Source organism: Streptomyces changchenzhani (assembly GCF_039766235.1).
Classification (GTDB): Bacteria; Actinomycetota; Actinomycetes; order Streptomycetales; family Streptomycetaceae; genus Streptomyces.
This window is the reverse complement of record NZ_JBDHNH010000001.1, coordinates 1,117,501-1,140,643: the sequence shown is the minus strand read 5'-3', so window position 1 is coordinate 1,140,643 and position 23,143 is coordinate 1,117,501. Positions and strand designations below refer to the sequence as shown.

General features: G+C 68.3%; 18 protein-coding genes and 2 rRNA genes (1 of these 20 cut by a window edge). 8 read left to right on the top strand and 12 right to left on the bottom strand.

Annotated features, from left to right (window positions below):
- Nucleotides 1-77 precede the first annotated feature (77 nt).
- Both ABCR94_RS05420 and ABCR94_RS05415 read right to left on the bottom strand, forming a co-directional pair.
- Entirely contained in the window at nucleotides 78-743 is a 666-nt protein-coding gene (locus ABCR94_RS05420) for an HAD family hydrolase (protein ID WP_347117864.1), read from the bottom strand.
- An 82-nt stretch (nucleotides 744-825) separates the two neighbouring features.
- Nucleotides 826-1,332, bottom strand: coding sequence for a DUF6912 family protein (locus ABCR94_RS05415; protein WP_347117863.1), 507 nt, complete (start codon nucleotides 1,330-1,332; stop codon nucleotides 826-828).
- A 275-nt stretch (nucleotides 1,333-1,607) separates the two neighbouring features.
- On the opposite strand from ABCR94_RS05415, the gene ABCR94_RS05410 reads away from it, so the two are divergent.
- Nucleotides 1,608-2,054, top strand: a complete 447-nt coding sequence (locus tag ABCR94_RS05410) for an Rv3235 family protein (protein WP_347117862.1) — start codon at nucleotides 1,608-1,610, stop codon at nucleotides 2,052-2,054.
- A 189-nt stretch (nucleotides 2,055-2,243) separates the two neighbouring features.
- Here the strand turns inward: ABCR94_RS05410 and secA are convergent, their stop codons facing one another.
- Complete coding sequence (secA, locus tag ABCR94_RS05405) at nucleotides 2,244-5,045, bottom strand: preprotein translocase subunit SecA (RefSeq protein WP_347117861.1); 2,802 nt, start codon at nucleotides 5,043-5,045, stop codon at nucleotides 2,244-2,246.
- A 228-nt stretch (nucleotides 5,046-5,273) separates the two neighbouring features.
- Between secA and ABCR94_RS05400 the strand changes: the two genes are divergently transcribed.
- The gene (locus tag ABCR94_RS05400) at nucleotides 5,274-5,849 is read left to right on the top strand and encodes a GNAT family N-acetyltransferase (RefSeq protein WP_347117859.1); all 576 of its coding nucleotides are present in this window, start codon (nucleotides 5,274-5,276) and stop codon (nucleotides 5,847-5,849) included.
- Nucleotides 5,850-5,899: 50 nt separating this feature from the next.
- Nucleotides 5,900-7,072 (top strand): winged helix-turn-helix domain-containing protein, encoded by a 1,173-nt coding sequence (locus ABCR94_RS05395; RefSeq protein WP_347117857.1) that lies wholly within the window; start codon nucleotides 5,900-5,902, stop codon nucleotides 7,070-7,072.
- A 7-nt stretch (nucleotides 7,073-7,079) separates the two neighbouring features.
- On the opposite strand, the gene ABCR94_RS05390 is transcribed toward ABCR94_RS05395, so the two are convergent.
- From ABCR94_RS05390 to mtnA, 7 genes are all read right to left on the bottom strand, one after another.
- Nucleotides 7,080-7,826 (bottom strand): response regulator, encoded by a 747-nt coding sequence (locus ABCR94_RS05390; RefSeq protein WP_347117855.1) that lies wholly within the window; start codon nucleotides 7,824-7,826, stop codon nucleotides 7,080-7,082.
- A gap of 221 nt (nucleotides 7,827-8,047) precedes the next feature.
- Nucleotides 8,048-8,749, bottom strand: a complete 702-nt coding sequence (gene hpf / locus ABCR94_RS05385) for a ribosome hibernation-promoting factor, HPF/YfiA family (RefSeq protein WP_347117853.1) — start codon at nucleotides 8,747-8,749, stop codon at nucleotides 8,048-8,050.
- 318 nt (nucleotides 8,750-9,067) lie between these two features.
- Nucleotides 9,068-9,832, bottom strand: coding sequence for a ComF family protein (locus ABCR94_RS05380; RefSeq protein WP_347117851.1), 765 nt, complete (start codon nucleotides 9,830-9,832; stop codon nucleotides 9,068-9,070).
- A 101-nt stretch (nucleotides 9,833-9,933) separates the two neighbouring features.
- Nucleotides 9,934-11,784: an LpqB family beta-propeller domain-containing protein gene (locus tag ABCR94_RS05375; protein ID WP_347117850.1), complete on the bottom strand. Its 1,851-nt coding sequence runs from the start codon at nucleotides 11,782-11,784 to the stop codon at nucleotides 9,934-9,936.
- Nucleotides 11,785-11,809: 25 nt separating this feature from the next.
- On the bottom strand, nucleotides 11,810-13,924 hold the full coding sequence (mtrB, locus tag ABCR94_RS05370; RefSeq protein WP_347117848.1) for an MtrAB system histidine kinase MtrB: 2,115 nt from the start codon (nucleotides 13,922-13,924) through the stop codon (nucleotides 11,810-11,812).
- 1 nt (nucleotide 13,925) lies between these two features.
- Nucleotides 13,926-14,615 carry a two-component system response regulator MtrA gene (gene mtrA, locus ABCR94_RS05365; RefSeq protein ID WP_347117847.1) on the bottom strand — a complete coding sequence of 230 codons (690 nt, stop codon included), beginning with the start codon at nucleotides 14,613-14,615 and terminating at the stop codon, nucleotides 13,926-13,928.
- Nucleotides 14,616-14,619: 4 nt separating this feature from the next.
- Complete coding sequence (mtnA, locus tag ABCR94_RS05360; RefSeq protein WP_347117846.1) at nucleotides 14,620-15,774, bottom strand: S-methyl-5-thioribose-1-phosphate isomerase; 1,155 nt, start codon at nucleotides 15,772-15,774, stop codon at nucleotides 14,620-14,622.
- 140 nt (nucleotides 15,775-15,914) lie between these two features.
- On the opposite strand from mtnA, the gene ABCR94_RS05355 reads away from it, so the two are divergent.
- The 5 genes from ABCR94_RS05355 to ABCR94_RS05335 are packed head-to-tail and all read left to right on the top strand — an operon-like array spanning nucleotide 15,915 to nucleotide 21,314.
- The gene (locus ABCR94_RS05355; RefSeq protein ID WP_347117845.1) at nucleotides 15,915-17,147 is read left to right on the top strand and encodes a DUF7847 domain-containing protein; all 1,233 of its coding nucleotides are present in this window, start codon (nucleotides 15,915-15,917) and stop codon (nucleotides 17,145-17,147) included.
- 4 nt (nucleotides 17,148-17,151) lie between these two features.
- Complete coding sequence (locus ABCR94_RS05350; RefSeq protein ID WP_347117844.1) at nucleotides 17,152-17,841, top strand: DUF4129 domain-containing protein; 690 nt, start codon at nucleotides 17,152-17,154, stop codon at nucleotides 17,839-17,841.
- The gene (locus ABCR94_RS05345; RefSeq protein WP_347117843.1) at nucleotides 17,838-19,022 is read left to right on the top strand and encodes a DUF4350 domain-containing protein; all 1,185 of its coding nucleotides are present in this window, start codon (nucleotides 17,838-17,840) and stop codon (nucleotides 19,020-19,022) included. Before ABCR94_RS05350 ends, ABCR94_RS05345 begins: the two co-directional genes overlap by 4 nt.
- Nucleotides 19,019-19,993: an AAA family ATPase gene (locus ABCR94_RS05340; RefSeq protein ID WP_347117842.1), complete on the top strand. Its 975-nt coding sequence runs from the start codon at nucleotides 19,019-19,021 to the stop codon at nucleotides 19,991-19,993. Before ABCR94_RS05345 ends, ABCR94_RS05340 begins: the two co-directional genes overlap by 4 nt.
- A 10-nt stretch (nucleotides 19,994-20,003) precedes the next feature.
- The gene (locus ABCR94_RS05335) at nucleotides 20,004-21,314 is read left to right on the top strand and encodes a DUF58 domain-containing protein (RefSeq protein ID WP_347117841.1); all 1,311 of its coding nucleotides are present in this window, start codon (nucleotides 20,004-20,006) and stop codon (nucleotides 21,312-21,314) included.
- A gap of 90 nt (nucleotides 21,315-21,404) precedes the next feature.
- Here the strand turns inward: ABCR94_RS05335 and rrf are convergent.
- Nucleotides 21,405-21,521, bottom strand: a 5S ribosomal RNA gene (gene rrf, locus ABCR94_RS05330).
- Nucleotides 21,522-21,594: 73 nt separating this feature from the next.
- A 23S ribosomal RNA gene (locus tag ABCR94_RS05325) occupies nucleotides 21,595-23,143 on the bottom strand (it continues 1,574 nt past the right edge of the window).

Genomic DNA, 23,143 nt, shown 5'->3' with positions numbered 1-23,143 from the left:
GTCGGCGTCCGAGACCAACAGACCGACCGAGCCGCCCACCGCACCACCTCGGCTCCATCCCGGCCCGCACGCCCCGCTCAGACCCGCATGCGCTGCGCCAGCAGCACCGCTTCGGCGAGCGTGTCCACCACCGGCACCCCCGCCACCTCCAGGCTGCCCCTGCTGTGCGAGCCTCCGGTATAAAGCACCGCTCTCGCTCCGACATGCGCCGCCGCCACCGCATCGTCGACCGTGTCGCCGATCACAACCACCCCCTCCGGCCCGACATCGCACAGCGCCGCGAGATGGCGTGCCATGTGCGCCGCCTTGCTGCCGCCCGACGGGCCGGTCCGCCCCTCGACCCGTACGAAGTGCGGTTCGATCCCGTATCCCCGCACCACCGGGACCAGTTCCTCGTGGCCGTACATGCTCAGCAGCGACTGGCTGCGGCCCGCCGACCGCCATTCGCGCAGCAGCTCCTCGACGCCCTCGGTCAGCGCGCACCCGATGCGATACGCGGTGTAGTGCCGGTGGAAGGCCTCGTCCATGACCTCCCACTCCTCGTCCGTCGGCAGCCGCCCCATCAACCGCTCGTAGAAGAGCGGAATCGGTACGCAGTACAGCTCCCGGTACCGCGCCAGCGTGATCGACTCCAGGCCGATCTCGGCGAACGCGGCGTTCGTCGCCCCGATGACCGCCGAGATGTCGTCGAGCAGTGTGCCGTTCCAGTCCCAGACCAAGTGCGTCGTCATGTGCTTCCCCATGACAAGACGGTACCCATCAGGTATGACATTGCAGCCCCACAACGCGATCCGGTTCCGCCCGGACGACCAAGCAACCAGGCAATCAGGCAACCAAGTTCGGGATCTCCTGTACACCGAACCACAGCAGTACGTGGTCCTCCGCCCCGTCCACCGTGAACTGCGCGTCGTCGTCCCCATGGTCCGCCGCCCCCAGCGCCCCGGCAGCCGCCGTCACATCCGCGTCGGCATCGTCGGAGTCGACATGCACCGCCGCCGCCTTCTTGAGCGGCACCGCGGCCGGCAGTCGCACCTCGCCGATGGCGGTGGCGTCCAGCCCCCGGTCGGGGTCGGCGACCGCGTCCTCGTCCGGTACGTCGAGGGCAACGACGACCCGGCGCCGCGCCGCGTCCGGGTCTCCGGCCAGCAGCCGCAGCGACGCGGCGGCGGCCCGGCTCAGCGCCGCGTACTCAAGCTCCTCGATGTCGTCCGAGACGTACCACTCGCGCAGGCCCGGCGTCACGGCATAGGCGGCCAGCGGGCCGGGGCCCAGCTCGCCCGCCTTGTGCGCCTCAGCGAGACCGGGAAGGGTCAGGGGGACGTAGACGCGCATGGCAGGCCACTTTCGTAGTCGGGGAGACGGACCCAAGGATACGTATGGCGTCCCCTTTCGGGGTGCCCGTCCCGGCCCCCGCGGCGTCCACCCGAGGGACCACTCACGGGCCGCCCGCCGCCCCGTACCGCCCGGCGGTCACTCGGATAGGTGATCCTGCCGGTCCCCGTCGCAGCGATTTGCGCGCCTTGCTCGTGACCCCGCTCCCCCCGTAAAAGATCCACAGCAGAAGTTACTGCCCGGTACGTCATCGGGCACGGCAGAGCGGGGCAGAGATGAGCAAGGACAGGACCCGGCCGCAGGGACGCAGCGATCAGCGCAGGCCCGGCACACCCACACCCACGACCCTCCGGCAGCAGCCTCGGCCGCGCCCTCGCCCCACCACCCCGCACGAAATGTTCGCGGAGCGCCTGCTGGCGGTACTCAGCGGCCGGCGCCCGGTGCACTGGATGCTCGGGCACACCATCGGCGAGGCCTACGAGCAGCTGGTGCAGCTCGCCCCCCGCACACCGCTGAGGACCCGGGGCGCCCTGCCCGTCGTACGCAACTGCGGCGGCTTCCACCCCCGCCCGGGCGTGGTCGAGGCGTTCGCCAGCATCGCGGCCGGCGAGCAGGTGCGGGCGATGGCGTTCCGGCTGGAGCAGGGGGCCGATCTCCGCTGGCGCTGCGCCGCCGTGGAGCTGGGCGGCGACCCGGTGGGCGCGGCCCGAGCACGCGCCTAGCTAGAGGCAGCCCGGAGACAGAGCCACACACACCCACACGCGCAGGCACAGGCACGCAGGAGCACGGAAGGGGCACCACACCCCCACACGCGGCCGGGGCCGGACACCCATGCGGTGTCCGGCCCCGGCCAGGTGGGACCCCGGCGGCCGTGGAGCCGCCGGAGCCTCGTGCGTACTACCCGCCCGCTGCTACTTCTTGCGGCGGCGGCCGCCGCTCTTCTGCGCCTTGCGCCGCTCGGCCCGGGTCGTGCCGTCCGCCTCGGAACGGTCGGCCCCGTCGTCGTCCTGGAAGTCGCCCTCCACGATGCCGCCCTCCCCGTCCACCGTGGGAGCGGAGAAGTGCAGCCGGTCGGGCCGCTGCGGAGCGTCCAGGCCCTTGGCCCTGATCTCCGGACGGGCGTCCTTCTTGGCCAGCGACGTCTTCTCGGAGGAGTCCTGCACGGGGACTTCCTCGACCTGCTGGTCGACCTGGACCTCCAGGTTGAACAGGTAGCCGACGGACTCTTCCTTGATGCCGTCCATCATCGCGTTGAACATGTCGAAGCCCTCACGCTGGTACTCGACCAGCGGGTCCTTCTGGGCCATCGCGCGCAGGCCGATGCCCTCCTGGAGATAGTCCATCTCGTAGAGGTGCTCGCGCCACTTGCGGTCCAGCACGGAAAGCACCACGCGGCGCTCCAGCTCACGCATGATGTCGGAACCCAGCTCCGACTCACGCTCGGCATACTGCTCATAGATGTCGTCCTTGATGGACTCACCGATGAACTCGGCGGTGATGCCCGCACGGTCGCCCGCCGCGTCCTCAAGCTCCTCGACGGTGACCTTCACCGGGTAGAGCTGCTTGAACGCGCCCCACAGCCGGTCGAGGTCCCACTCCTCCGCGAAGCCCTCGACGGTCTCCGCCTGGATGTAGGCGTCGATCGTGTCGTCCATGAAGTGACGCACCTGGTCGTGCAGGTCCTCGCCCTGCAAAACCCGGCGGCGCTCGCCGTAGATGACCTCGCGCTGCCGGTTGAGGACCTCGTCGTACTTCAGGACGTTCTTACGGGTCTCGAAGTTCTGCTGCTCGACCTGCGACTGGGCGGACGCGATCGCGCGCGTCACCATCTTGTTCTCGATGGGTACGTCGTCGGGGACGTTGGCCATGGCCATCACGCGCTCGACCATCGCGGCCTTGAACAGGCGCATCAGGTCGTCGCCCAAGGACAGGTAGAAGCGGGACTCACCCGGGTCGCCCTGACGTCCGGAACGGCCGCGCAGCTGGTTGTCGATACGGCGCGACTCGTGCCGCTCGGTACCCAGCACATAGAGCCCGCCGAGGTCCTTGACCTCTTCGAACTCGGCCTTGACGGCCCGCTCGGCCTTCTCCAGCGCGGCGGGCAGGGCCGCGGCCCACTCCTCGATGTGCTCCTCCGGGTCGAGGCCGCGCTGGCGCAGCTCCGCCTCGGCGAGGTCGTCCGGGTTGCCGCCGAGCTTGATGTCGGTACCGCGACCGGCCATGTTCGTGGCGACGGTGACGGCGCCCCTGCGGCCGGCCTGGGCGATGATCGGCGCCTCACGGTCGTGCTGCTTGGCGTTGAGGACCTCGTGCTGGACACCGCGCTTGGAGAGCTGCTGCGAGAGGTACTCGGACTTCTCGACCGAGGTGGTGCCGACCAGGATCGGCTGGCCCTTCTCGTGCTTCTCCGCGATGTCGTCGACGACCGCGGCGAACTTCGCGACCTCGGTGCGGTAGATCAGGTCGGACTGGTCGGCGCGGACCATCGGCCGGTTCGTCGGGATCGGCACGACGCCCAGCTTGTAGATCTGGTGGAACTCCGCGGCCTCGGTCATGGCCGTACCAGTCATGCCGGAGAGCTTGCCGTAGAGGCGGAAGAAGTTCTGCAGGGTGATCGTGGCGAGGGTCTGGTTCTCGTCCTTGATGTCCACCCCTTCCTTCGCCTCGATCGCCTGGTGCATGCCCTCGTTGTAGCGGCGGCCGGCGAGGATACGGCCGGTGTGCTCGTCGACGATCATGACTTCGCCGTCGATGACGACGTAGTCCTTGTCCTTCTTGAAGAGTTCCTTGGCCTTGATGCCGTTGTTCAGGTATCCGACGAGGGGGGTGTTCACCGACTCGTAGAGGTTGTCGATACCCAGCCAGTCCTCGACCTTGGCGACGCCCGGCTCGTGAATGGCGACCGTGCGCTTCTTCTCGTCGACGTCGTAGTCGGCGGTCTCCTCAAGGCCCTTGAGCGGATTGCCCGGCTCGCCCCTCTTCAGCCGGGTGACCAGCTTGGCGAAGTCGCCGTACCACTTGGTGGCCTGGTCGGCCGGTCCCGAAATGATCAACGGCGTACGTGCCTCGTCGACCAGGATCGAGTCGACCTCGTCGACAATCGCGAAGTTGTGGCCTCGCTGGACGAGCTCGTCCTGGGACCAGGCCATGTTGTCGCGCAGATAGTCGAAGCCGAATTCGTTGTTCGTGCCGTACGTGACGTCGCAGGCGTACATCGCACGGCGCTGCGCGGGCGACATGTTGGCGAGGATGCAGCCAACCTCAAGACCGAGGAACTTGTGGACCCGGCCCATCATTTCGGAGTCGCGCTCGGCCAGGTAGTCGTTCACCGTGATCAGGTGGACGCCCTTGCCGGACAGAGCGTTCAGATAGGCGGGGAGCGTGCCGACGAGGGTCTTGCCCTCACCGGTCTTCATCTCCGCGACATAGCCAAGATGCAGGGCGGCGCCACCCATCATCTGAACGTCGTAATGGCGCTGACCGAGAACACGCTTGGCAGCTTCGCGAACGGTCGCGAATGCCTCGGGGAGCAGATCGTCCAGGCTTTCGCCGTCGGCGAACCGCTCCTTGTACTCGTCGGTGAGCGCCCGCAACTCGGCGTCGGAGAGGTTCACGAAGTCCTCTTCGATGGACTTCACCTGGTCCGCGATGCGGTGCAGTTTGCGCAGGATCTTGCCTTCGCCTGCACGCATGAGCTTGTTGAAGACGGACACTGAGGTTGGTCTCCTTGCCGGTCGGGCCTGTGCACTGGAGGTACGCGGGCACGGCAGGTGGGCCCCACCGCAACGGCCATCGTAAGCGAGGACCTCGCCACGCCGGGAGGTCCGCCGGCAGGAAGGCCCACTGTCACCCGCAAAGAGAACGGCCGGGACGCCCGGAAGGTGCCGGGCTCCCCCGAAAAGGTCTGGTGGCCGGGCGGCCGATGAGCCGAGAATCGGCCGATGAAGCCCGTCATCCTCACCACCGAGCGGCTGCTCCTGCGCCCCTTCGAGCAGGCCGACACCGATGCCGTCCTCCTGGCGTGCCAGGACCCCGGCATCCAGCGCTGGACGACGATTCCTTCCCCGTACGAGCGCTGGCACGCGGAGAGCTTCGTCGGCCGGCAGGCACCGGACGGCTGGCGCTCGGGCACCGTCCATTCCTTCGCCGTGCTCACCCGGGGCGGCGCCGAGCTGGTCGCTGCGGTCTCCACGGTCAGGCGCGAGCAGAGCGACACCGCGGAGATCGGCTTCTGGGCGGCGGCGGGCTACCGCGGCCGCGGCTACGTCACCGAGTCGGTGCTGGCCCTCGCCCACTGGGTCTTCACCACCGTCGGAGTGGAGCGCCTGGAATGGCGCGCCGAGGTCGGCAACACGGCGTCACGCGCGGTGGCCGAGAAAGCCGGCTTCGTCCTGGAGGGCACCCAGCGCTCCGGAATCGTGAACAAGGGCATTCGCAGGGACGCCTGGATCGGCGCGCTGCTCCCGTCCGACCTCGGGCTGCCGACCGAGCATCCCTATCTGCCCGCCAAGCCCTGAATCGCCGCAGTTCACCGCGGCTTGTCAGTGCCTGCGTCTAGGGTGCGGCCATGACGAGTCTGCTGCCGCCCACGGCCTCCCTGTCCGCCGACGAAGCCCGCAGAATCGCCCTGCGCGCGCAGGGATTCCTGGGCGCGCCCGACCGGCGGGGCGGGGTGCGCGGCATGCTGCGGCACCTGGGCGCGGTGCAGCTCGACACCATCTCGGTGCTGGCCCGCTCGCACGAGCTGATTCCGTACGCCCGCCTCGGCGCCGTGGGGCGTACGACGGTGGACGACGCCTACTGGACCGAAAGTCACGCCTTCGAGTACTGGTCGCACGCGGCCTGCATCCTGCCCATCGAGGAATGGCCGCACTTCGCCTTCCGCCGTCGCGCCTTCCGAACCCGCCCGCAGTGGCACCACGACCTGCCGGACGACGCGTACAACACCGTGATCAAGCAGTTGCGCGCCGAAGGGCCACTGACCGCCACGGAACTGGGCGGCGCGAAGAACGGCGGCGAGTGGTGGGACTGGTCGGCGTCGAAGGTGGCTGTCGAGCGGGCACTGATGTACGGAGAGGTGGTGTGCACCGAGCGGCGCAGCTGGAAGCGGGTGTACGACCTGGCAGAGCGCGCCGTCCCGGACGCCGTCCACCACGACGACCTGGACGACACCGAGTGCCTGCGCCGGCTCGTACAGCTGGCCGGAAAGTCCCTCGGAGTGGGTACCCGCGCGGACATCGCGGACTACCACCGCCTCAAGGGTGAGCAGGTCGAAGCCGTGATCGCCGAATCGGGTCTGGTCCCGGTCGATGTCGAGGGCTGGGAGAAGCAGGCCTGGGCCGACCCCGAGGCGCTGGCGAGCACGCCGCGCGGCCGCCACCGCACGACCCTGCTGTCGCCCTTCGACTCGCTGATCTGGGACCGGCCGCGCACCGAGCGGATCTTCGGCTTCACACATCGCCTGGAGGCGTACGTCCCCAAGCCGAAGCGGATCCATGGGTACTTCGCGATGCCGCTGCTGGCGGGCGGGCGGCTGCTCGGCCGGGTCGACCTGGCGCGCGAGGGCAAGACCCTGGTGGCGCGGCAGGTTTCGCTTCAGGGGCCGAAGGCGGTCCGGCCGATGGCCGAGGCACTCGTGGAGGCGGCGAAGTGGGTCGGCTGCACCGACGTGCGTCTTGAGCGGGTCGACGCGCAGCAGTTGCGCGCGCCGCTCACCGCCGATCTGGCCCGTCTCACTTAACCCGCGGTCACCTGATTTCCAGGATCTTTTCCCGCATCGCGTAGACCACGGCCTCCATCCTGGAGTGCAACTGAAGCTTCTCCAGGATGTTGCGCACGTGGTTCTTCACGGTGTTCTCGGAGATGAACAGCTGCTTGGCGATGTCACGGTTGTTCATCCCCGTGGCGACGAGCTTGAGCACCTCCAGCTCGCGTTCGGTGAGCCGCGGCGCGGGGACGAGCCGACGCTCGTCCGTGCGCTGGATCATCGACTTGAACTCGGTGAGGAGCTTGGACGCCATCGACGGACTGATCTGCGACTGACCGTCCGCCACCGCGCGGATCGCCGTGGCCACCTCGTCGGTGGAGATCTCCTTGAGGAGATAACCCGTCGCACCCGCCTTGATCGCCTCGTAGAGGTCGGCCTCCTCGTCGCTGATCGTCAACATGATGATCTTCGCGCTGGGAGCCACCTCCTTGATCGAGGTACATGCCTCGATGCCACCGCGCTTGGGCATCCGCACATCCATCAGCACGATGTCGGGCAGCAGGTCGGCCGCCTTGTCCACGGCCTCTGCCCCGTCACCCGCCTCGCCGACGACCTGGATGTCCTCCTCCTGCGCGAGGACGATCTCAAGTCCTCGGCGGAAAAGGGCGTGGTCGTCGACGACCAGGACCCTGATGGGCTCCTTGCGCGACCCGCTCGTATCCCTACCGCCGGTACCGCCGCCGTCCGCGTCGTCCTCGTCATGCACCGGACCGAAGCTGTCCGCCATCGTTCCTCCCCCTGAAGGCCGTGGCCCGAAAATCATGAGCTGTGCCAACCACAGTCCGCAGAGCATCGATTGGCCTGCGACGCCATGATTTCATGCCGGGACGACAGAACGGTGACGAAGTGGTCGCACAGTGGTGCCCCTGGGGGCGCGCGGGCGCTCCAGGGGCACCACCTCACAGTGGTACGACGCGCTGCCCGTTCAGGTTCAGCACGTACGGCGGATCACCCGCCGAGTGCACCGCCGGCGCCGCCCACCTCTGTCTCGGCGAAGGGGTCGGTCGTCAAGTGAATGACTCCGTAGTCGTAGGCGTGCCGCCGGTAGACGACACTGGGCTCCTTCGTCTCCGAGTCGACGAAGAGATAGAAGTCGTGCCCGACCAGCTCCATTTCGTAGAGCGCCTGGTCGAGCGTCATCGCGGCGGCAACGTGCGTCTTCTCGCGGACCACCAGAGGTCCTTCGCCCTGCACTTCGAGCGAGCCGACCATGGTGGTGGGAACCGCTTGGGGCGCCTCGGCGACGGCCACGGCTGCGCCGAGCTCTCCACTGCCGTTGAGGGGCGCCGAGTTGGCCACGGTCGTACCGACCTCGGCTGCCGACAGTCGTCCGTTGCCACGACGTGTGTGGCGCTTGTCGTGCTGCTTGCGCAGCCGCGCCTCCAGCTTGCCGGTGGCCAGGTCAAGCGCTGCGTACGGGTCGGCCGCCGATGCCTCTGCCCGGATCACCGGTCCACGCGAGTGAAGCGTGATCTCCACCCGGTCGGAACGGTCCGCCTGCCGCGGGTTGGGCTCCTTGGACACCTCGACGTCCAGGCTGATCACCTTGCCGTCGAGCTTCTGGATCTTCTCCAGCTTCAGCTTCTCGGCCACGTGCCTCCGGAACCGCTCGGGTACCTCGGTCTTGCGGCCCTTGACGACGATGTCCACGCAGAACTCCGTTCCCGGATAGCCCCGCTCAGCGGCGGAGCATCTCCCTTTTGCACCAGGCCCCGACGAACACCGGAGCCTCGGACTTGGCGACTTTCACCTCCTCCTCCCCAGGGGACAAGATCCCCACCCGTCGACTTCGACCTTTCGAGTGAGGGAAAACCCGAAGCGCCCTAGTCCGACAAGTGAGGCACAGGGTCTGCTTTTCCTCACAACCGAACATAGCTCTCCGGGACGCATGTCGGCACCCGCTACCGGCGCGTACCTCCATTCAGGTGCTTTTTCCCTCTCACTACCTGCAACGACGCAAGTTCCCTGTCAGTTCCGGTTTATTCCGAAGGACAGCGGCGTTGCCGCCACTACAGCGGCACTCAGGTGTCGGAATCCTCGAAAATCCGGGGGCACGGCGGCACGCAGTGCCCGAGCAGCCTCCACGAGCGAGGCCCCGGTCGTCATCAGATCGTCCACCAGCACCACCCTGTGGCCTTCCAGCAGCCTGGGCCCCCCGGCCACCACCTCTAGGGCCCCCGCCAGATTCGCCAGCCGCTCCGGGGCCCTCAGACCCGACTGGTCACTCACCGCCCGGCGCTGCCGCAGCACCGCGAGCACCCGTGCGGATGTCCCGGCCCGGCGCAGTTCACCCGAAGCAGCGAACGCGATCCGGCGCGCCGGATCGTGCCCGCGCGCCCTGGTCGCCCGCCGCGCGGACGGCACGGGTACGAGCAGCAGCGGCCCGGAGCCACCGGACACACCGCCGCCCGGAGACGTACCGGTGCCGGGAGGACCCGTCGCGGGCGTACCGGCGAGGACCGCGCCCGCCAGCGCGCTCCCGAGCGCCCCGGCGAGCTCCAGTGCGCCCCGTTCCTTGTGCCCGAGCAGGAGGGCCCGCACCGCGTCCTGGTACGGAGCGGCGGCGTGCACCACCGGCAGCCCCGGCGGCTCGGGCCACGGCCGGACCCGCCGGGGCTCGGCGCCGTACAACGCCTGCCGGCACTCCTCGCACAGCACCGTGCGCGGTCTGCCGCAGCCCGCGCACACGGCCGGCAGCAACAGACCGGCGGCTTCCCGCCACCACCCCCGCATGGCATCCACTGTGCCAAGACGGACGCGCCTCAACCACCCCTGTGGAAAACCCGCACGGACCTGTGTGCGAACGTACGAAGACGTACGCAACCGACCGCGGGCTATCCCGGGTAGACCGGCGACGAGCCCTCTTTGACCACGGTTTTCCAGTTGGCCCCGGGAGGCAGCCGCACAATGCCGTCCTCCAACGAGTGCGCCAGCAGCGGCAACCGGTCGTCGTCGGCCGAAGCCACCGCGGTCACCCGGTTCGCGCCGGGCAGCGCACCGGCGTCCGACGTCGAACCGTCTGTCTGCAGATAGCGCAGCTGCTGTACGCCGCCGGACTCGCGGCCGACCACCACAAGGCGGCTACGGCCCGCCCAGGAGACGGCCGTCACCTCCTCCATCTGCGGGGCGATGGGGCGCAGATCGACGACGGACACCTCGGGCTTGTCGTCGGGCCCACGCCGCTCTACCCGGCCGATCTTCAGCGTCGTCCGGCCCTTCTCCGAGACCAGCAGTGCGATCCGCACGCCGTCCGCCGACACCTTCAGGGCTTCGATACGGGCCCCGTCCAGACCATCGACGACCTTGACCTGCTCGGGCTCCCCCTCGCCGCCGATCAGCCGTAGCAATTGCGGGTTGCGGAGGTCGCGGTCGGCCACCCACAGATCGCCCCGGCCGTCCCAACTGGGGGCGGAAAGCCGGTCCTGCTGCTGCTTGCCGCTGCTGGTGAGCGCGGGCTCCGCAGGCTCCTCGTCCGAGACGACGGACGCCACATAGAGCGAACGGGCGTCGCGCGACACCCCTGCCCCGTGGCGCTCGTCGCGCGCCACGGCGACCGCGCCCAGCTTCCGCTCCCCCGCGCCGAGCAGGCCGGGAACGGGCTCCGAGGTGTCATCGCTGTCCGCGGCCTCGGAGCTCGCCACCATCCGCACAAGACGGTGCTTGGTGTCGAGGAAGTACTGATAGTCGGGGCTGCCGGAGGCACGCTCCGGCGCGAAGTCCTCCGCCTGGTCCGCGCCGAGCTGGCACAGCGTCGAGCTGTCGGACCGCAGCAGCTCCACCTGTCCCACCCGGTAGGACGTCAGGTCACGGACGGTGAAGAGCAGTTGGGCCGCCATCTCCCGGCATCGCTTCTGGCCGACGTTGGACGCCTTGCCGTTGAGGGGCACCTTGAGCGCGTTGCGGTCGTCGAACGTCAGCGACTTGGTGCCCGGCTTGAGCGCCGTACCCGTGGGGAAGCTCGAACCGACCACCGGCTTCAGCCAGTTCGTCGGCCCGCCGAGCAGCGCCCTGACCGTCTGCGTCACCGGGTCCATCCGGGTCTCCGGGTCCATGCGCTTGCGCACGTACACGGGGTCGGCGACCAGCCAGGGGTGGCCACCGCCGCTCTGGGACGACGTACCGGAGGCGAAGTAGTACTTATTGACGGAGCGGTAGATACGCTCGAAGTCCGACCGGCCGAGCACCAGCCCCGTCGGAAGACCGTCGATGCGCCACTCCTGGCCGTCCTTGCTTTCCTGGCCGCTCTGCCTGCTGAGGTGAATGACCTCGTGGTACGCGCGCTTGACCGGCTGGTAGGCCCGCTGTTCGTTCACCTCGGCTACCTGGGTGCCGGTGAGCTCGTACGTATAGGCCCCGCCTTCGCGGTCATTGGCCCGTTCGTCCTGCGCCACCGGGCCGCTGTCCAGCACCGTGACCTGACTGGGCTTCCATCGCTGGGACGCCTTCTTCGTCAGGTATTTGCGGGCCGTTGCGAACTGCGGGTCGTCCCCCGTCATCGCTTCCAGGAAGCCGCCGACGATCTCGCTCGGCTGCGCCCCGGCTCTGGGCGCCACCCCGTAGACACGCACCTGCGAGTCGCCGCGCGCGGACGCCTTCACTTCCTCCACGTCCCCGCTGTCCGGCATGGACGCACAGCCCGCGAGCAGCAGGCCGCCGCATCCCAGCAGCACCGAAGTGCGGGTCATGCGCCACTGGCCACCGCGACTTCGGTCAGCGCCCACGGGTGATGTCCTTCCGCTCCGACGACTGCGAGACCTGCGATGTCTGTGATGCCTGCGAAACTCGCAAACCCTGCGACCCCTGCACCGAAAGCTGTGACGCCGCGGGTGAGGACATGTGCGACGACGTCTGTGGTGCGTTCTGCGAAGCGCTGTCACCGTCGCCCGCCGGCCGCGCCACCACCCGCGCCCCGCTGCCGGGCAACGCCGTCGGATCCGCCGCGGGCGCCGCACGCAGCGGCACGGGCAGCGGGGACCGTTCGCCCCCGGGCTGGGCCGGCACGCTCGCGAGTCGGTGCATGCCGTCTTCCTGCCCGTCCCCGTCGGCGCGCTCACGCCGGCGCCGCGAGTCCTCAGGCTCCAGCGGAATCGGCGAACCGCGCAGCGACTCGTCCGCCGTACGCGGCAGGGTCAGCCGGAACTGCGAGCCGCCGCCCGGCTCGCCCCAGGCCTGAAGCCAGCCACCGTGCAGCCGCGCGTCCTCGACGGCGATGGACAGGCCGAGCCCGCTGCCGCCCGTGGTGCGCGCGCGAGCCGGGTCGGCCCGCCAGAAGCGGTTGAACACCCTGGTCGCCTCACCGGGTTTGAGCCCGACACCGAAGTCCCGTACGGCCACGGCCACGGCGCCCCCCGCCGAGGCCAGCCGCACCACCACGTCCTTGCCCTCGCCGTGCTCGACGGCGTTGACGACAAGGTTGCGCAGGACCCGCTCGACGCGCCGGGCATCGGCTTCCACGATGACGGGCTGCTCGTCACCGGTCACCCGTATCCGGGTGCCCTTGCGCTCGGCCAGCGGCTCGGCGCCCTCGATCACTCGGCGCACGGCGTCACGCAGGTCTATCGGCTCGGCCTCCAGGGCCGCCGCACCGGCGTCGAAGCGGCTGATCTCCAGAAGGTCGGCGAGCAGGGACTCGAACCGGTCGAGCTGGCCGGTGAGCAGCTCGGCTGAGCGCGCGGTCACCGCGTCGAAGTCACCGCGTGCCTCATGGATGACATCGGCGGCCATCCGCACAGTCGTCAGCGGTGTGCGCAGCTCGTGGGAGACGTCCGAGACGAAGCGCCGCTGCATCCGGGACAGGTCCTCCAGCTGCTGGATCTTGAGCTGCAGGTTCTGCGCCATCTTGTTGAAGGCTTCACCGAGTCTGGCGATGTCGTCCTCGCCGGTGACCTTCATCCGCACCTGGAGACGGCCCACGGCCAGCCCCTCGGCGATCCCCGCGGCCATCCGCACGGGGGTGACGACCTGCCGCACCACCAGCCAGGCGATGGCTCCGAGCAGGACGACGACGAACAGCCCCGCGGTGACGAGCGTGCGCTGCACCAGGCCGAGCGACTCCGTCTCCTGGGTCAGCGGGAAGAGGTAGTAGAGCTGGTAGGGCTCGCCACTGTTGTCGATCAGCTGCTTGCCGATGACAAGGCCGGCCTCGGACTGCTGGCCGTCCGTGTACTTGATCTCGAAGAAGGCCTGGTGCGCCTTCCCGGTCCCTTCGTCGATCGCGTCCCGCAGCTTCTGCGGCACGCTCGCCATCGGATTCACGTCGGCCGACGCGCGCGGTCCGCGGCTGCTCGACTCCTGGTCCTCCGATATCGAACTCAGCGCCACCACGTGGAACGCCTGCCGTCCACCGCTGGCGAGCTGCTCGGCCAGTTCGGTCCGCCAGTTGGTGGAGTTCCGTGCCGCGGCCCTGGCCTCGGCGGATTCGCTGCCGCCCGGACCTGCGACGGTACGGGCCTTTTCTTCCGCCACATCGAACCCGCCGGCCGCCTGGCTCTGAGCGGCTTCCTGCTTCGCGTCGAGCAGCCCGTTGCGGACCTGCCACATGACGGCGAAGCCCAGCAGCAGCACCACGCCGAGCGACATGAGCAGCGTGGCGGCGACCACGCGGAGCTGAATGTTCCGCCGCCACAGCCGCACTGCAGGCAGCAGAGGCCGCCTGGCCAGGCGCATGAAGAGCCTCAGCACGGGGCTGCTGGGCGCCCCGTCCTGGAGCAGCCGGCCGCCCTGCAGAGGGCGGCCGAGCCTGGACATCCTTCGCGGGGGCCCGGCAGCCCGCTCCGTACGGACTCCCGGCTCCCCGGGCATCGGAGCAGCGCTGCTTCGGGTCATGTCAGCTCGGTCCGGCCTTGTAGCCGACCCCACGCACGGTCACCACGATCTCCGGCCGCTCCGGGTCCATCTCAACCTTCGAGCGCAGCCGCTGTACATGGACATTGACCAGCCGGGTGTCCGCGGCATGGCGGTAACCCCATACCTGCTCAAGCAGCACCTCACGGGTGAACACCTGCCACGGCTTGCGTGCGAGCGCGACCAGCAGGTCGAACTCAAGCGGGGTCAGGGCGATCGACTGCCCCTCCCGCTTCACGGAATGACCGGCCACGTCAATGACCAGGTCTCCGATCGCCAGCTGTTCCGGCGCCGGTTCCTCCGACCTCCTCAGTCGCGCCCGGATACGGGCGACGAGCTCCTTGGGCTTGAACGGCTTGACGATGTAGTCGTCGGCGCCGGATTCCAGCCCGACCACCACATCTACGGTGTCGCTCTTGGCGGTGAGCATGACAATCGGCACTCCGGACTCGGCCCGGATGAGACGGCAGACTTCAATGCCGTCCCGTCCGGGCAGCATGAGATCCAGCAGCACCAGGTCGGGCTTCGCCTCCCTGAATGCCGCAAGCGCTCTGTCACCGTCCGCTACAAAAAACGGCTCAAAACCTTCTCCACGCAACACAATGCCGAGCATCTCGGCCAGTGCGGTGTCGTCGTCGACGACAAGGACGCGTCCCTTCATAATCGACATCATCCCATTAGCTAATCGTTACCTGGCGTGACCTGGCACACAGCTCCGCGAGTGCGACCCCTGTGACCGGGGAAATCGTGCCCTGCTCAGTGATGATCGCCGTCACCAGCTCTGGTGGCGTGATATCGAAGGCAGGGTTGTACGCCTGGGTTCCCAGCGGCGCGACCGGCATTCCGATCCCGATGCCCGGTTCCACCCCAATGCCCGGAATCTGCGGCACCGTGACCTCCGTCACTTCCTGCCCCGACCTCTGCTCCACCTCGATGGACGCCCCGTCCGGGGTGCCCAGATCGACCGTGGTGGTGGGTGCGACCACTATGAACGGTACGTGGTGGTATTTGGCCAGCACCGCGAGCGGATAGCTCCCGACCTTGTTCGCCACGGAACCGTCGGCGGCGATCCGGTCGGCCCCGATGAGCACCGCGTCCACCTCCCCGGCCGCGAAGAGCGAGCCCGCCGCACTGTCCGTGAGCAGGGTGTACGGCATACCGCTGCGGGCCGCCTCGTACGCGGTGAGCCGCGCACCCTGCAGCAGCGGACGCGTCTCGTCGACCCACAGCCGCCGCAGCGTGCCGCTGCGGTGAGCCGCCAGGGCCACCGCGAACGCCGTGCCCTCGCCACCGGAAACCAGTGCCCCGGTATTGCAGTGGGTCAGGATGCGGTGACCGCCTCCCGGCAGCAGTTCCTCCAGGAGAGCCAGCCCGTGTGCCGCCATCTGCACACTGGCCTCGGCGTCGGCCCGGTGCAGTGCCCTGGCAGCGGCCAGCGCGGCAGCGGCGGCCTGCGCGGGGTCCGCGCCCTTCTGCTCGGCAGCCCAGTAGGCCTCTGCCGCCCGGCGCACGCCGTACCCGAGGTTCACCGCGGTGGGCCGCGCCCGCTCCAGCAGCACCACGGCTTCCTCGACGTCGTAGCCCCGTGCTGCCGCGAGCGCCACTCCATAGGCGCCGGCGATTCCGAGCAGCGGTGCACCACGTACAGCGAGTGTCTGAATCGCCTGCACCAGCACAGGCACATCCGTACAGACCAGTTCGACCTCCTCCGCGGGCAGTCTGGTCTGGTCGAGCAGCACCAGTACGGGTCCCTCCGGCGGCTCGTCCCAGCGCAGCGAAGGGAGCGCGGGCGGCTCTGCGCCCACTGTGGATTGCACGTCCTGATCGGCCATTCGCCCAGTCTGCCCGGTGAGGCACCGACAATTGAAGGTGCGAAGGAGATACGGGGCCAGGTCCGTCGGCCGACGCCCCGTGGCACGATGGCTGCCAACCTGCCGCCGCGACCGCGGACGGGCACCGTGAAGGAGCGACAATGAACGACTCTCCGGGCTGGGCTTCGCCCGGATCTGCCCCCTCCGACGGCCAGGAACCGGGCGCACCCCGCCCTGCTGAGCCTGCCGACCAGGGCGACGCCTCTTCGAAATGGTCCAAGGCACAGCCCCCCGCGGCGCAGTGGTCCCCACCCAGCGCGCCCGGGGGCCCCACCGTCCCCACGCAGCAGCCCGGACCGGGCTGGGGCGTCGGGCGAGGGCCGGGAGGCGGCTGGGGCGGCCCTCCCGGCGCCGCCAAGCCCGGTGTGATCCCGCTCCGGCCCCTCGGCATCGGTGAGATCCTCGACGGCGCGGTGTCGACCATGCGCGCCCATTGGCGCACGGTGCTCGGCATCACGATCACCGTCTCGGTGATCACCCAGCTCTGCGACATCCTGATCCAGCGCTACCTGCTCCCCGCACCGCCCGAAGTCGATCCGAACGCGAGCCCTTCCGAGGCCCTGAACCAGGCCGTCGACTCGACGGTCACCAGCGTGGTCAACGCGACCCCGGCCCTCGCGATCGCCTTGATCGGCACGCTGTTCACCACAGCCCTGCTGACCATGGTCATCAGCCGTTCGGTGATCGGCCGTGAAGTGACGCTCTCCGACGCCTGGTGCGAGTCCCGGCCCCAACTGCCGAAACTGCTCGGTCTGACCGTACTGCTGCCCCTCATGGCCTTTGCGATCATGGCCGTCGGCATTCTGCCCGGCGTACTGCTGGGAGACACCGCGGGCGTGGGGCTCTCCCTGCTCGGCGGCCTCGCGGCCTTCATCGTCACCGTCTGGCTGATGATCCGGTTCAGCCTTGCCTCTCCCGCTCTGATGCTGGAGAAGCAGAGCATCATGAAGTCCCTGAGCCGGTCCGCGAAGCTGGTCCGAGGCACTTGGTGGCGGATCTTCGGGATCCTCGTACTCACGGGGCTGCTGACCCTCATCGTGTCGATGATCATCGCGGTGCCGTTCGGCGCGATCGCATACGCCGTGGACGGAGACGGACTGAGCGGACTGTTCACCGGAGCCAGCCCCGAGTTCGGTTGGCCCTTCCTGATCGTCACAGGCATCGGCTCTGTGATCGCCTCCTCGATCACCTACCCGATCTCTGCCGGCGTGACGGTCCTGCTCTACATCGACCAGCGCATCCGCCGAGAGGCCTTGGACCTGGACCTGGCCCGCGCCGCAGGCGTGCCCGGATACGGTCCCGAGCAGCCCACCGACCCCACCCCCGGGGGCTGATGCGGTGTTCACAGCGGGGGGCACCACCGCGGCAGACCTGTGGGCACGCACGGCCGAGGACGTACCGGTGGACGTTCCGCGCGTCCCTGCCCGCGAGGCGGCGGAGCAGGAGCTGTCCAACCCGATGTACCGGGAGAACGAGCCGAGCGCCTTCCAGCGCGCCCTGGACAGCTTCTGGAGCTGGATCGACGACCTCTTCGGCGCGGCTTCCGGGGCAGCCCCCGGAGGAATGGTCGGAATCCTCGGCGTCGCCCTCCTCGTGGTGCTCCTCGTCCTCGGCCTGTGGTGGCGGCTCGGCACTCCGCAACGCACCCCGGCCGCCGAGGGCACCCTCTTCGACGACGGCCCGCGCAGCGCGGCGGAACACCGCGCAGCCGCCGAGACACACGCCGCCGCCCAGCGCTGGACCGAGGCCGTCCAGGAGCGGATGCGCGCCGTCGTCCGCTCGCTGGAGGAACGCGCGCTCCTCGACCCGCGCCCCGGCCGCACTGCCAACGAGGCCGCTGCGGAGGCCGGCCGCCCGCTGCCCGACCACGCCGACCGGCTGCGCGCCGCGGCCCGTGAGTTCGACGACGTCGCATATGGCGGCCGCACCACCGACAAGCGGGCATACCGGCGCCTGAGCGAGCTGGACAGCGATCTGGAACGCGCCAAGCCTCTGCTGAGCGGCGCGGCCACAGGAGTTGCCGAATGACGGCGACCGCCGCCCGCCCCACCTCGGACTCCCCCACCACCCGCCAGGTCTGGACGCGCACCCGCGGCCTGCTGCTCGGGCTGGTCATCGTTCTCACTGCCGGTGTAGCCATCGCCGCCGCACGCTCCGGCGACCAGCACGGCCGCCTCGACCCGCGCTCCGCGGACCCTTACGGCAGTCGCGCCGTGGCCGAGCTCCTCAAGGACCGCGGCGTCGACACACGGGTGGTCACCAACCTCGACGACGCGAGAACCGCGACCGGCCCCGATACCACACTCCTGGTCACCAATCCCGACCTGCTGACTGCCCGCCAGCAGAAGAAGCTCCGCACCGCGACCGAGGGAGCCGACGGCCGGACCGTCCTCCTCTCGGCCGGAGCACCCTCCGTCTCCGGACTCGTCCCCGGTGTCCGCTCCGGAGCACGCAGCGACGTGTCGGTGCGTGCCCCCCAGTGCTCCATGCCTGCCGCCCGTAGCGCCGGCGGCGCCGACATCGGCGGCGTGCGCTACAGCGCCAAAGTCCCTGGCCAGCAGGCCTGTTACCTCAGCGACGGCCTTCCTACCCTGCTGCGGGTGCCGGGCCCGGCCACCGGTGACACAGTCCTCCTCGGCTCGCCGGACATCCTCTACAACGACCGTCTCGACCAGCAGGGCAACGCCTCGCTCGCCCTGCAACTCCTCGGCTCCCGGCCTCATCTCGTCTGGTACCTCCCCTCACTCGGTGACGCCTCCGCAACCGACGGCGGCGAAAGCAGCTTTGCCGATCTAATTCCTTCGGGCTGGTTGTGGGGAACCCTTCAACTCGCCCTCGCCGCAGTGCTCGCGGCCGTCTGGCGTGGTCGCCGGATGGGTGCCGTGGTGAGCGAACGAATCCCTGTGGCCGTCCGCGCCTCCGAGACAACGGAGGGCCGAGCGCGTCTCTACCGCAAGGCCAACGCCCGCGACCGCGCGGCCTCGGCGCTGCGCTCGGCAACTCGCACCCGTCTCGCCCTCCTTCTCGGCGTGCCCGCCTCCCGGGCCCACGCTGCCGAATCCCTGCTGCCAGCCGTCTCCGCCCACCTGCCGACGACCGGCCGGGACCTCCCCTCCCTGCTTTTCGGCACCGCCCCCTCAGACGACGCCGGCCTCATCCGCCTGACGGACGAACTCGACGCCCTCGAAAGAGAGGTACGCGCTTCATGAGCGCCCAGCCCGCAGAGAACCCCGACAGCGCCCGAGCCTCCCTCGAAGCCCTGCGCACCGAGATCGCCAAGGCCGTGGTCGGCCAGGATCCCGCTGTCACCGGACTCGTCGTGGCCCTGCTCTGCCGCGGTCATGTCCTGCTCGAAGGAGTTCCCGGGGTGGCCAAGACCCTGCTTGTCCGCGCCCTCGCGGCCTCACTCGCAGTGGACACCAAGCGCGTCCAGTTCACTCCCGATCTCATGCCGAGCGACATCACCGGCTCGCTGGTCTACGACGCCCGCACCGCCGAGTTCTCCTTCCAGCCCGGCCCTGTCTTCACCAACTTGCTGCTTGCGGACGAGATCAACCGCACGCCCCCGAAGACGCAGGCATCCCTCCTGGAAGCCATGGAAGAACGTCAGGTCACCGTCGACGGCACCGCCCGCCCGCTGCCCGAGCCCTTCCTGGTGGCCGCGACCCAGAACCCCGTCGAGTACGAGGGCACCTACCCCCTCCCCGAAGCCCAGCTGGACCGCTTCCTCCTCAAGCTCACGGTCCCTCTCCCCTCCCGCGAGGACGAGATCGGGGTCCTGACCCGACACGCGGAGGGCTTCAACCCCCGGGACCTGTACGCGGCGGGTGTACGACCGGCCGCGGGCCCTGCCGACATCGAAGCGGCCCGCGCCGCAGTCGCCAAGACCACGGTCTCCGCGGAGATCAGCGGTTACGTCGTCGATATCTGCCGTGCCACGCGCGATTCCCCCTCACTCGCTCTCGGCGCCTCCCCGCGAGGCGCCACTGCCCTGCTCTCCACCGCCCGTGCCTGGGCCTGGCTCACCGGCAGGGACTACGTCACCCCCGACGACGTAAAGGCACTGGCACTTCCCACCCTGCGCCACCGCATCCAACTCCGCCCCGAGGCCGAGATGGAGGGGGTCACCGCAGACTCCGTCATCACCGCGATCCTCGCCCAAGTGCCCGTCCCCCGCTGAGGCGATAACTGTGGCCCTCACCGGACGAACCGCACTCCTCGCCGCCCTCGGCTCCCTCCCCATCGGCATCCTGGCGCCGAGCTGGTCGGGGATGCTCGCTGTGAATGCGCCCCTCGCACTCGCAATTCTGTGCGACTACGCCATGGCAGCGCCAGTGCGAAAGCTCCAATTCACCCGAAGTGGTGACACGTCAGTTCGACAAGGTGACGGTGCGGAGGTCCAGTTGACCGTCGCGAATCCCACGGGTCGCCGCCTGCGCTCCCATATCCGCGATGCCTGGCCGCCCAGCAGCTGGTCCACCGACGCCGAACAGGCTTCGTCACGCCACGATTTGACTGTTCCTGCGGGGGAACGCCGCCGCTTCTCCACCGGCCTGCGCCCCACGCGCCGCGGCGACCGCCACGCCGACTGCATCACGGTCAGGTCGTACGGCCCCCTGGGCCTGGTGGCCCGCCAGGGCAGCCACCGAGTCCCTTGGACGGTCCGCGTCCTCCCGCCTTTCACCAGCCGGAAGCACCTGCCTTCCAAACTGGCCAGGCTGCGCGAGCTCGATGGCCGCACCAGTGTGCTGACCCGCGGCGAAGGCACGGAATTCGACAGCCTCCGCGACTACGTCCCCGGCGACGACACCCGCTCCATCGACTGGCGCGCCACCGCCCGGCAGAACCGCGTCGCGGTACGCACCTGGCGCCCGGAGCGCGATCGTCACATTTTGGTGGTACTCGATACGGGCCGCACTTCCGCCGGCCGCGTCGGTGACGTGCCGCGCCTGGACGCCTCGATGGACGCCGTTCTGCTCCTCGCGGCACTCGCCTCACGCGCGGGCGACCGGCTGGACCTGCTCGCCTACGATCGGCGCACTCGCGCTCAGGTGCAGGGACGAACCGCCGGCGACGTCCTGCCCGCTCTGGTCAACGCTCTCGCCCCACTAGAACCGGCACTGGTGGAGACCGATGCCAGGGGCCTCAGCGCGACAGCTTTGAAGTATGCCCCGCGCCGCTCCCTCATCGTGCTTCTCACCAGCCTGGACGCCGCCCCGGTCGAGGAAGGCATCCTGCCGATCCTTCCGCAGCTCACCAAACGTCACACGGTCCTCGTGGCCTCGGTGGCCGACCCCCGTATCCAGCAGATGACGACCGCTCGCGGCACAGTGGACTCGGTGTATGAAGCCGCCGCCGGCACTCAGGAGCAGGAACAGCGTCGTCGCACAGCGGAGAAGCTGACCCGCCACGGCGTCACCGTCGTCGACGCCACTCCGGACGATCTGGCTCCCGCTCTCGCAGACGCCTACCTCGCCCTGAAAACCGCAGGCCGACTTTAGAAGAACCGCGCCCCTGAACTCAGAGATGAAACAGGTTCAGAACGCAGAAAAGCCCCGCACCATAAGGTGCGGGGCTTTCCCACAATAATTGTTCGGCGGCGTCCTACTCTCCCACAGGGTCCCCCCTGCAGTACCATCGGCGCTGAAAGGCTTAGCTTCCGGGTTCGAAATGTAACCGGGCGTTTCCCTAACGCTATGACCACCGAAACACTATGAAGTTAACCAACCGGTGTATACACAGTTCGTTACTTCAGAACTAACACAGTGGACGCGAGCAACTGAGGACAAGCCCTCGGCCTATTAGTACCAGTCAGCTCCACCCGTTACCGGGCTTCCACATCTGGCCTATCAACCCAGTCGTCTACTGGGAGCCTTAACCACTCAAGGTGGTGGGAATACTCATCTCGAAGCAGGCTTCCCGCTTAGATGCTTTCAGCGGTTATCCTTTCCGAACGTAGCCAACCAGCCGTGCCCTTGGCAGGACAACTGGCACACCAGAGGTTCGTCCGTCCCGGTCCTCTCGTACTAGGGACAGCCCTTCTCAATATTCCTACGCGCGCAGAGGATAGGGACCGAACTGTCTCACGACGTTCTAAACCCAGCTCGCGTACCGCTTTAATGGGCGAACAGCCCAACCCTTGGGACCGACTCCAGCCCCAGGATGCGACGAGCCGACATCGAGGTGCCAAACCATCCCGTCGATATGGACTCTTGGGGAAGATCAGCCTGTTATCCCCGGGGTACCTTTTATCCGTTGAGCGACAGCGCTTCCACAAGCCACTGCCGGATCACTAGTCCCGACTTTCGTCCCTGCTCGACCCGTCGGTCTCACAGTCAAGCTCCCTTGTGCACTTACACTCAACACCTGATTGCCAACCAGGCTGAGGGAACCTTTGGGCGCCTCCGTTACTCTTTAGGAGGCAACCGCCCCAGTTAAACTACCCATCAGACACTGTCCCTGATCCGGATCACGGACCGAGGTTAGACATCCAGCACGACCAGAGTGGTATTTCAAGATTGACTCCACACACACTGGCGTGCATGCTTCAACGTCTCCCACCTATCCTACACAAGCCGAACCGAACACCAATATCAAACTATAGTAAAGGTCCCGGGGTCTTTCCGTCCTTCTGCGCGAAACGAGCATCTTTACTCGTAGTGCAATTTCACCGGGCCTATGGTTGAGACAGTCGAGAAGTCGTTACGCCATTCGTGCAGGTCGGAACTTACCCGACAAGGAATTTCGCTACCTTAGGATGGTTATAGTTACCACCGCCGTTTACTGGCGCTTAAGTTCTCAGCCTCGCACACCCAAAAGTGCACTAACCGGTCCCCTTAACGTTCCAGCACCGGGCAGGCGTCAGTCCGTATACATCGCCTTACGGCTTCGCACGGACCTGTGTTTTTAGTAAACAGTCGCTTCTCGCTGGTCTCTGCGGCCACCCCCAGCTCACGGAGCAAGTCCGATCACTAGTGATGGCCCCCCTTCTCCCGAAGTTACGGGGGCATTTTGCCGAGTTCCTTAACCATAGTTCACCCGAACGCCTCGGTATTCTCTACCTGACTACCTGAGTCGGTTTAGGGTACGGGCCGCCATGAAACTCGCTAGAGGCTTTTCTCGACAGCATAGGATCATCCACTTCACCACAATCGGCTCGGCATCAGGTCTCAGCCTTATGTCATCCGGATTTACCTGGACAACGGCCTACACCCTTACCCCGGGACTACCACCGCCCGGGCTGGACTACCTTCCTGCGTCACCCCATCGCTTACCTACTACCACCTTGGGCCGGCGGCTCCACCACTTCCCTTTGCCCGAAGGCTCCAGG

What these genes read in the sequence shown, in the direction of transcription:
- ABCR94_RS05355 (WP_347117845.1), top strand. Translation starts at nt 15,915, where the DNA reads ATGAACGACTCTCCGGGCTGGGCTTCGCCCGGATCTGCCCCCTCCGAC.
- ABCR94_RS05400 (WP_347117859.1), top strand. Translation starts at nt 5,274, where the DNA reads ATGAAGCCCGTCATCCTCACCACCGAGCGGCTGCTCCTGCGCCCCTTC.
- ABCR94_RS05380 (WP_347117851.1), bottom strand. Translation starts at nt 9,832, where the DNA reads ATGCGGGGGTGGTGGCGGGAAGCCGCCGGTCTGTTGCTGCCGGCCGTG.
- ABCR94_RS05390 (WP_347117855.1), bottom strand. Translation starts at nt 7,826, where the DNA reads ATGGCGGACAGCTTCGGTCCGGTGCATGACGAGGACGACGCGGACGGC.
- mtrA (WP_347117847.1), bottom strand. Translation starts at nt 14,615, where the DNA reads ATGATGTCGATTATGAAGGGACGCGTCCTTGTCGTCGACGACGACACC.
- ABCR94_RS05420 (WP_347117864.1), bottom strand. Translation starts at nt 743, where the DNA reads ATGGGGAAGCACATGACGACGCACTTGGTCTGGGACTGGAACGGCACA.
- ABCR94_RS05345 (WP_347117843.1), top strand. Translation starts at nt 17,838, where the DNA reads ATGACGGCGACCGCCGCCCGCCCCACCTCGGACTCCCCCACCACCCGC.
- ABCR94_RS05340 (WP_347117842.1), top strand. Translation starts at nt 19,019, where the DNA reads ATGAGCGCCCAGCCCGCAGAGAACCCCGACAGCGCCCGAGCCTCCCTC.
- ABCR94_RS05375 (WP_347117850.1), bottom strand. Translation starts at nt 11,784, where the DNA reads ATGACCCGCACTTCGGTGCTGCTGGGATGCGGCGGCCTGCTGCTCGCG.
- mtnA (WP_347117846.1), bottom strand. Translation starts at nt 15,774, where the DNA reads ATGGCCGATCAGGACGTGCAATCCACAGTGGGCGCAGAGCCGCCCGCG.
- ABCR94_RS05410 (WP_347117862.1), top strand. Translation starts at nt 1,608, where the DNA reads ATGAGCAAGGACAGGACCCGGCCGCAGGGACGCAGCGATCAGCGCAGG.
- ABCR94_RS05415 (WP_347117863.1), bottom strand. Translation starts at nt 1,332, where the DNA reads ATGCGCGTCTACGTCCCCCTGACCCTTCCCGGTCTCGCTGAGGCGCAC.
- ABCR94_RS05395 (WP_347117857.1), top strand. Translation starts at nt 5,900, where the DNA reads ATGACGAGTCTGCTGCCGCCCACGGCCTCCCTGTCCGCCGACGAAGCC.
- mtrB (WP_347117848.1), bottom strand. Translation starts at nt 13,924, where the DNA reads ATGACCCGAAGCAGCGCTGCTCCGATGCCCGGGGAGCCGGGAGTCCGT.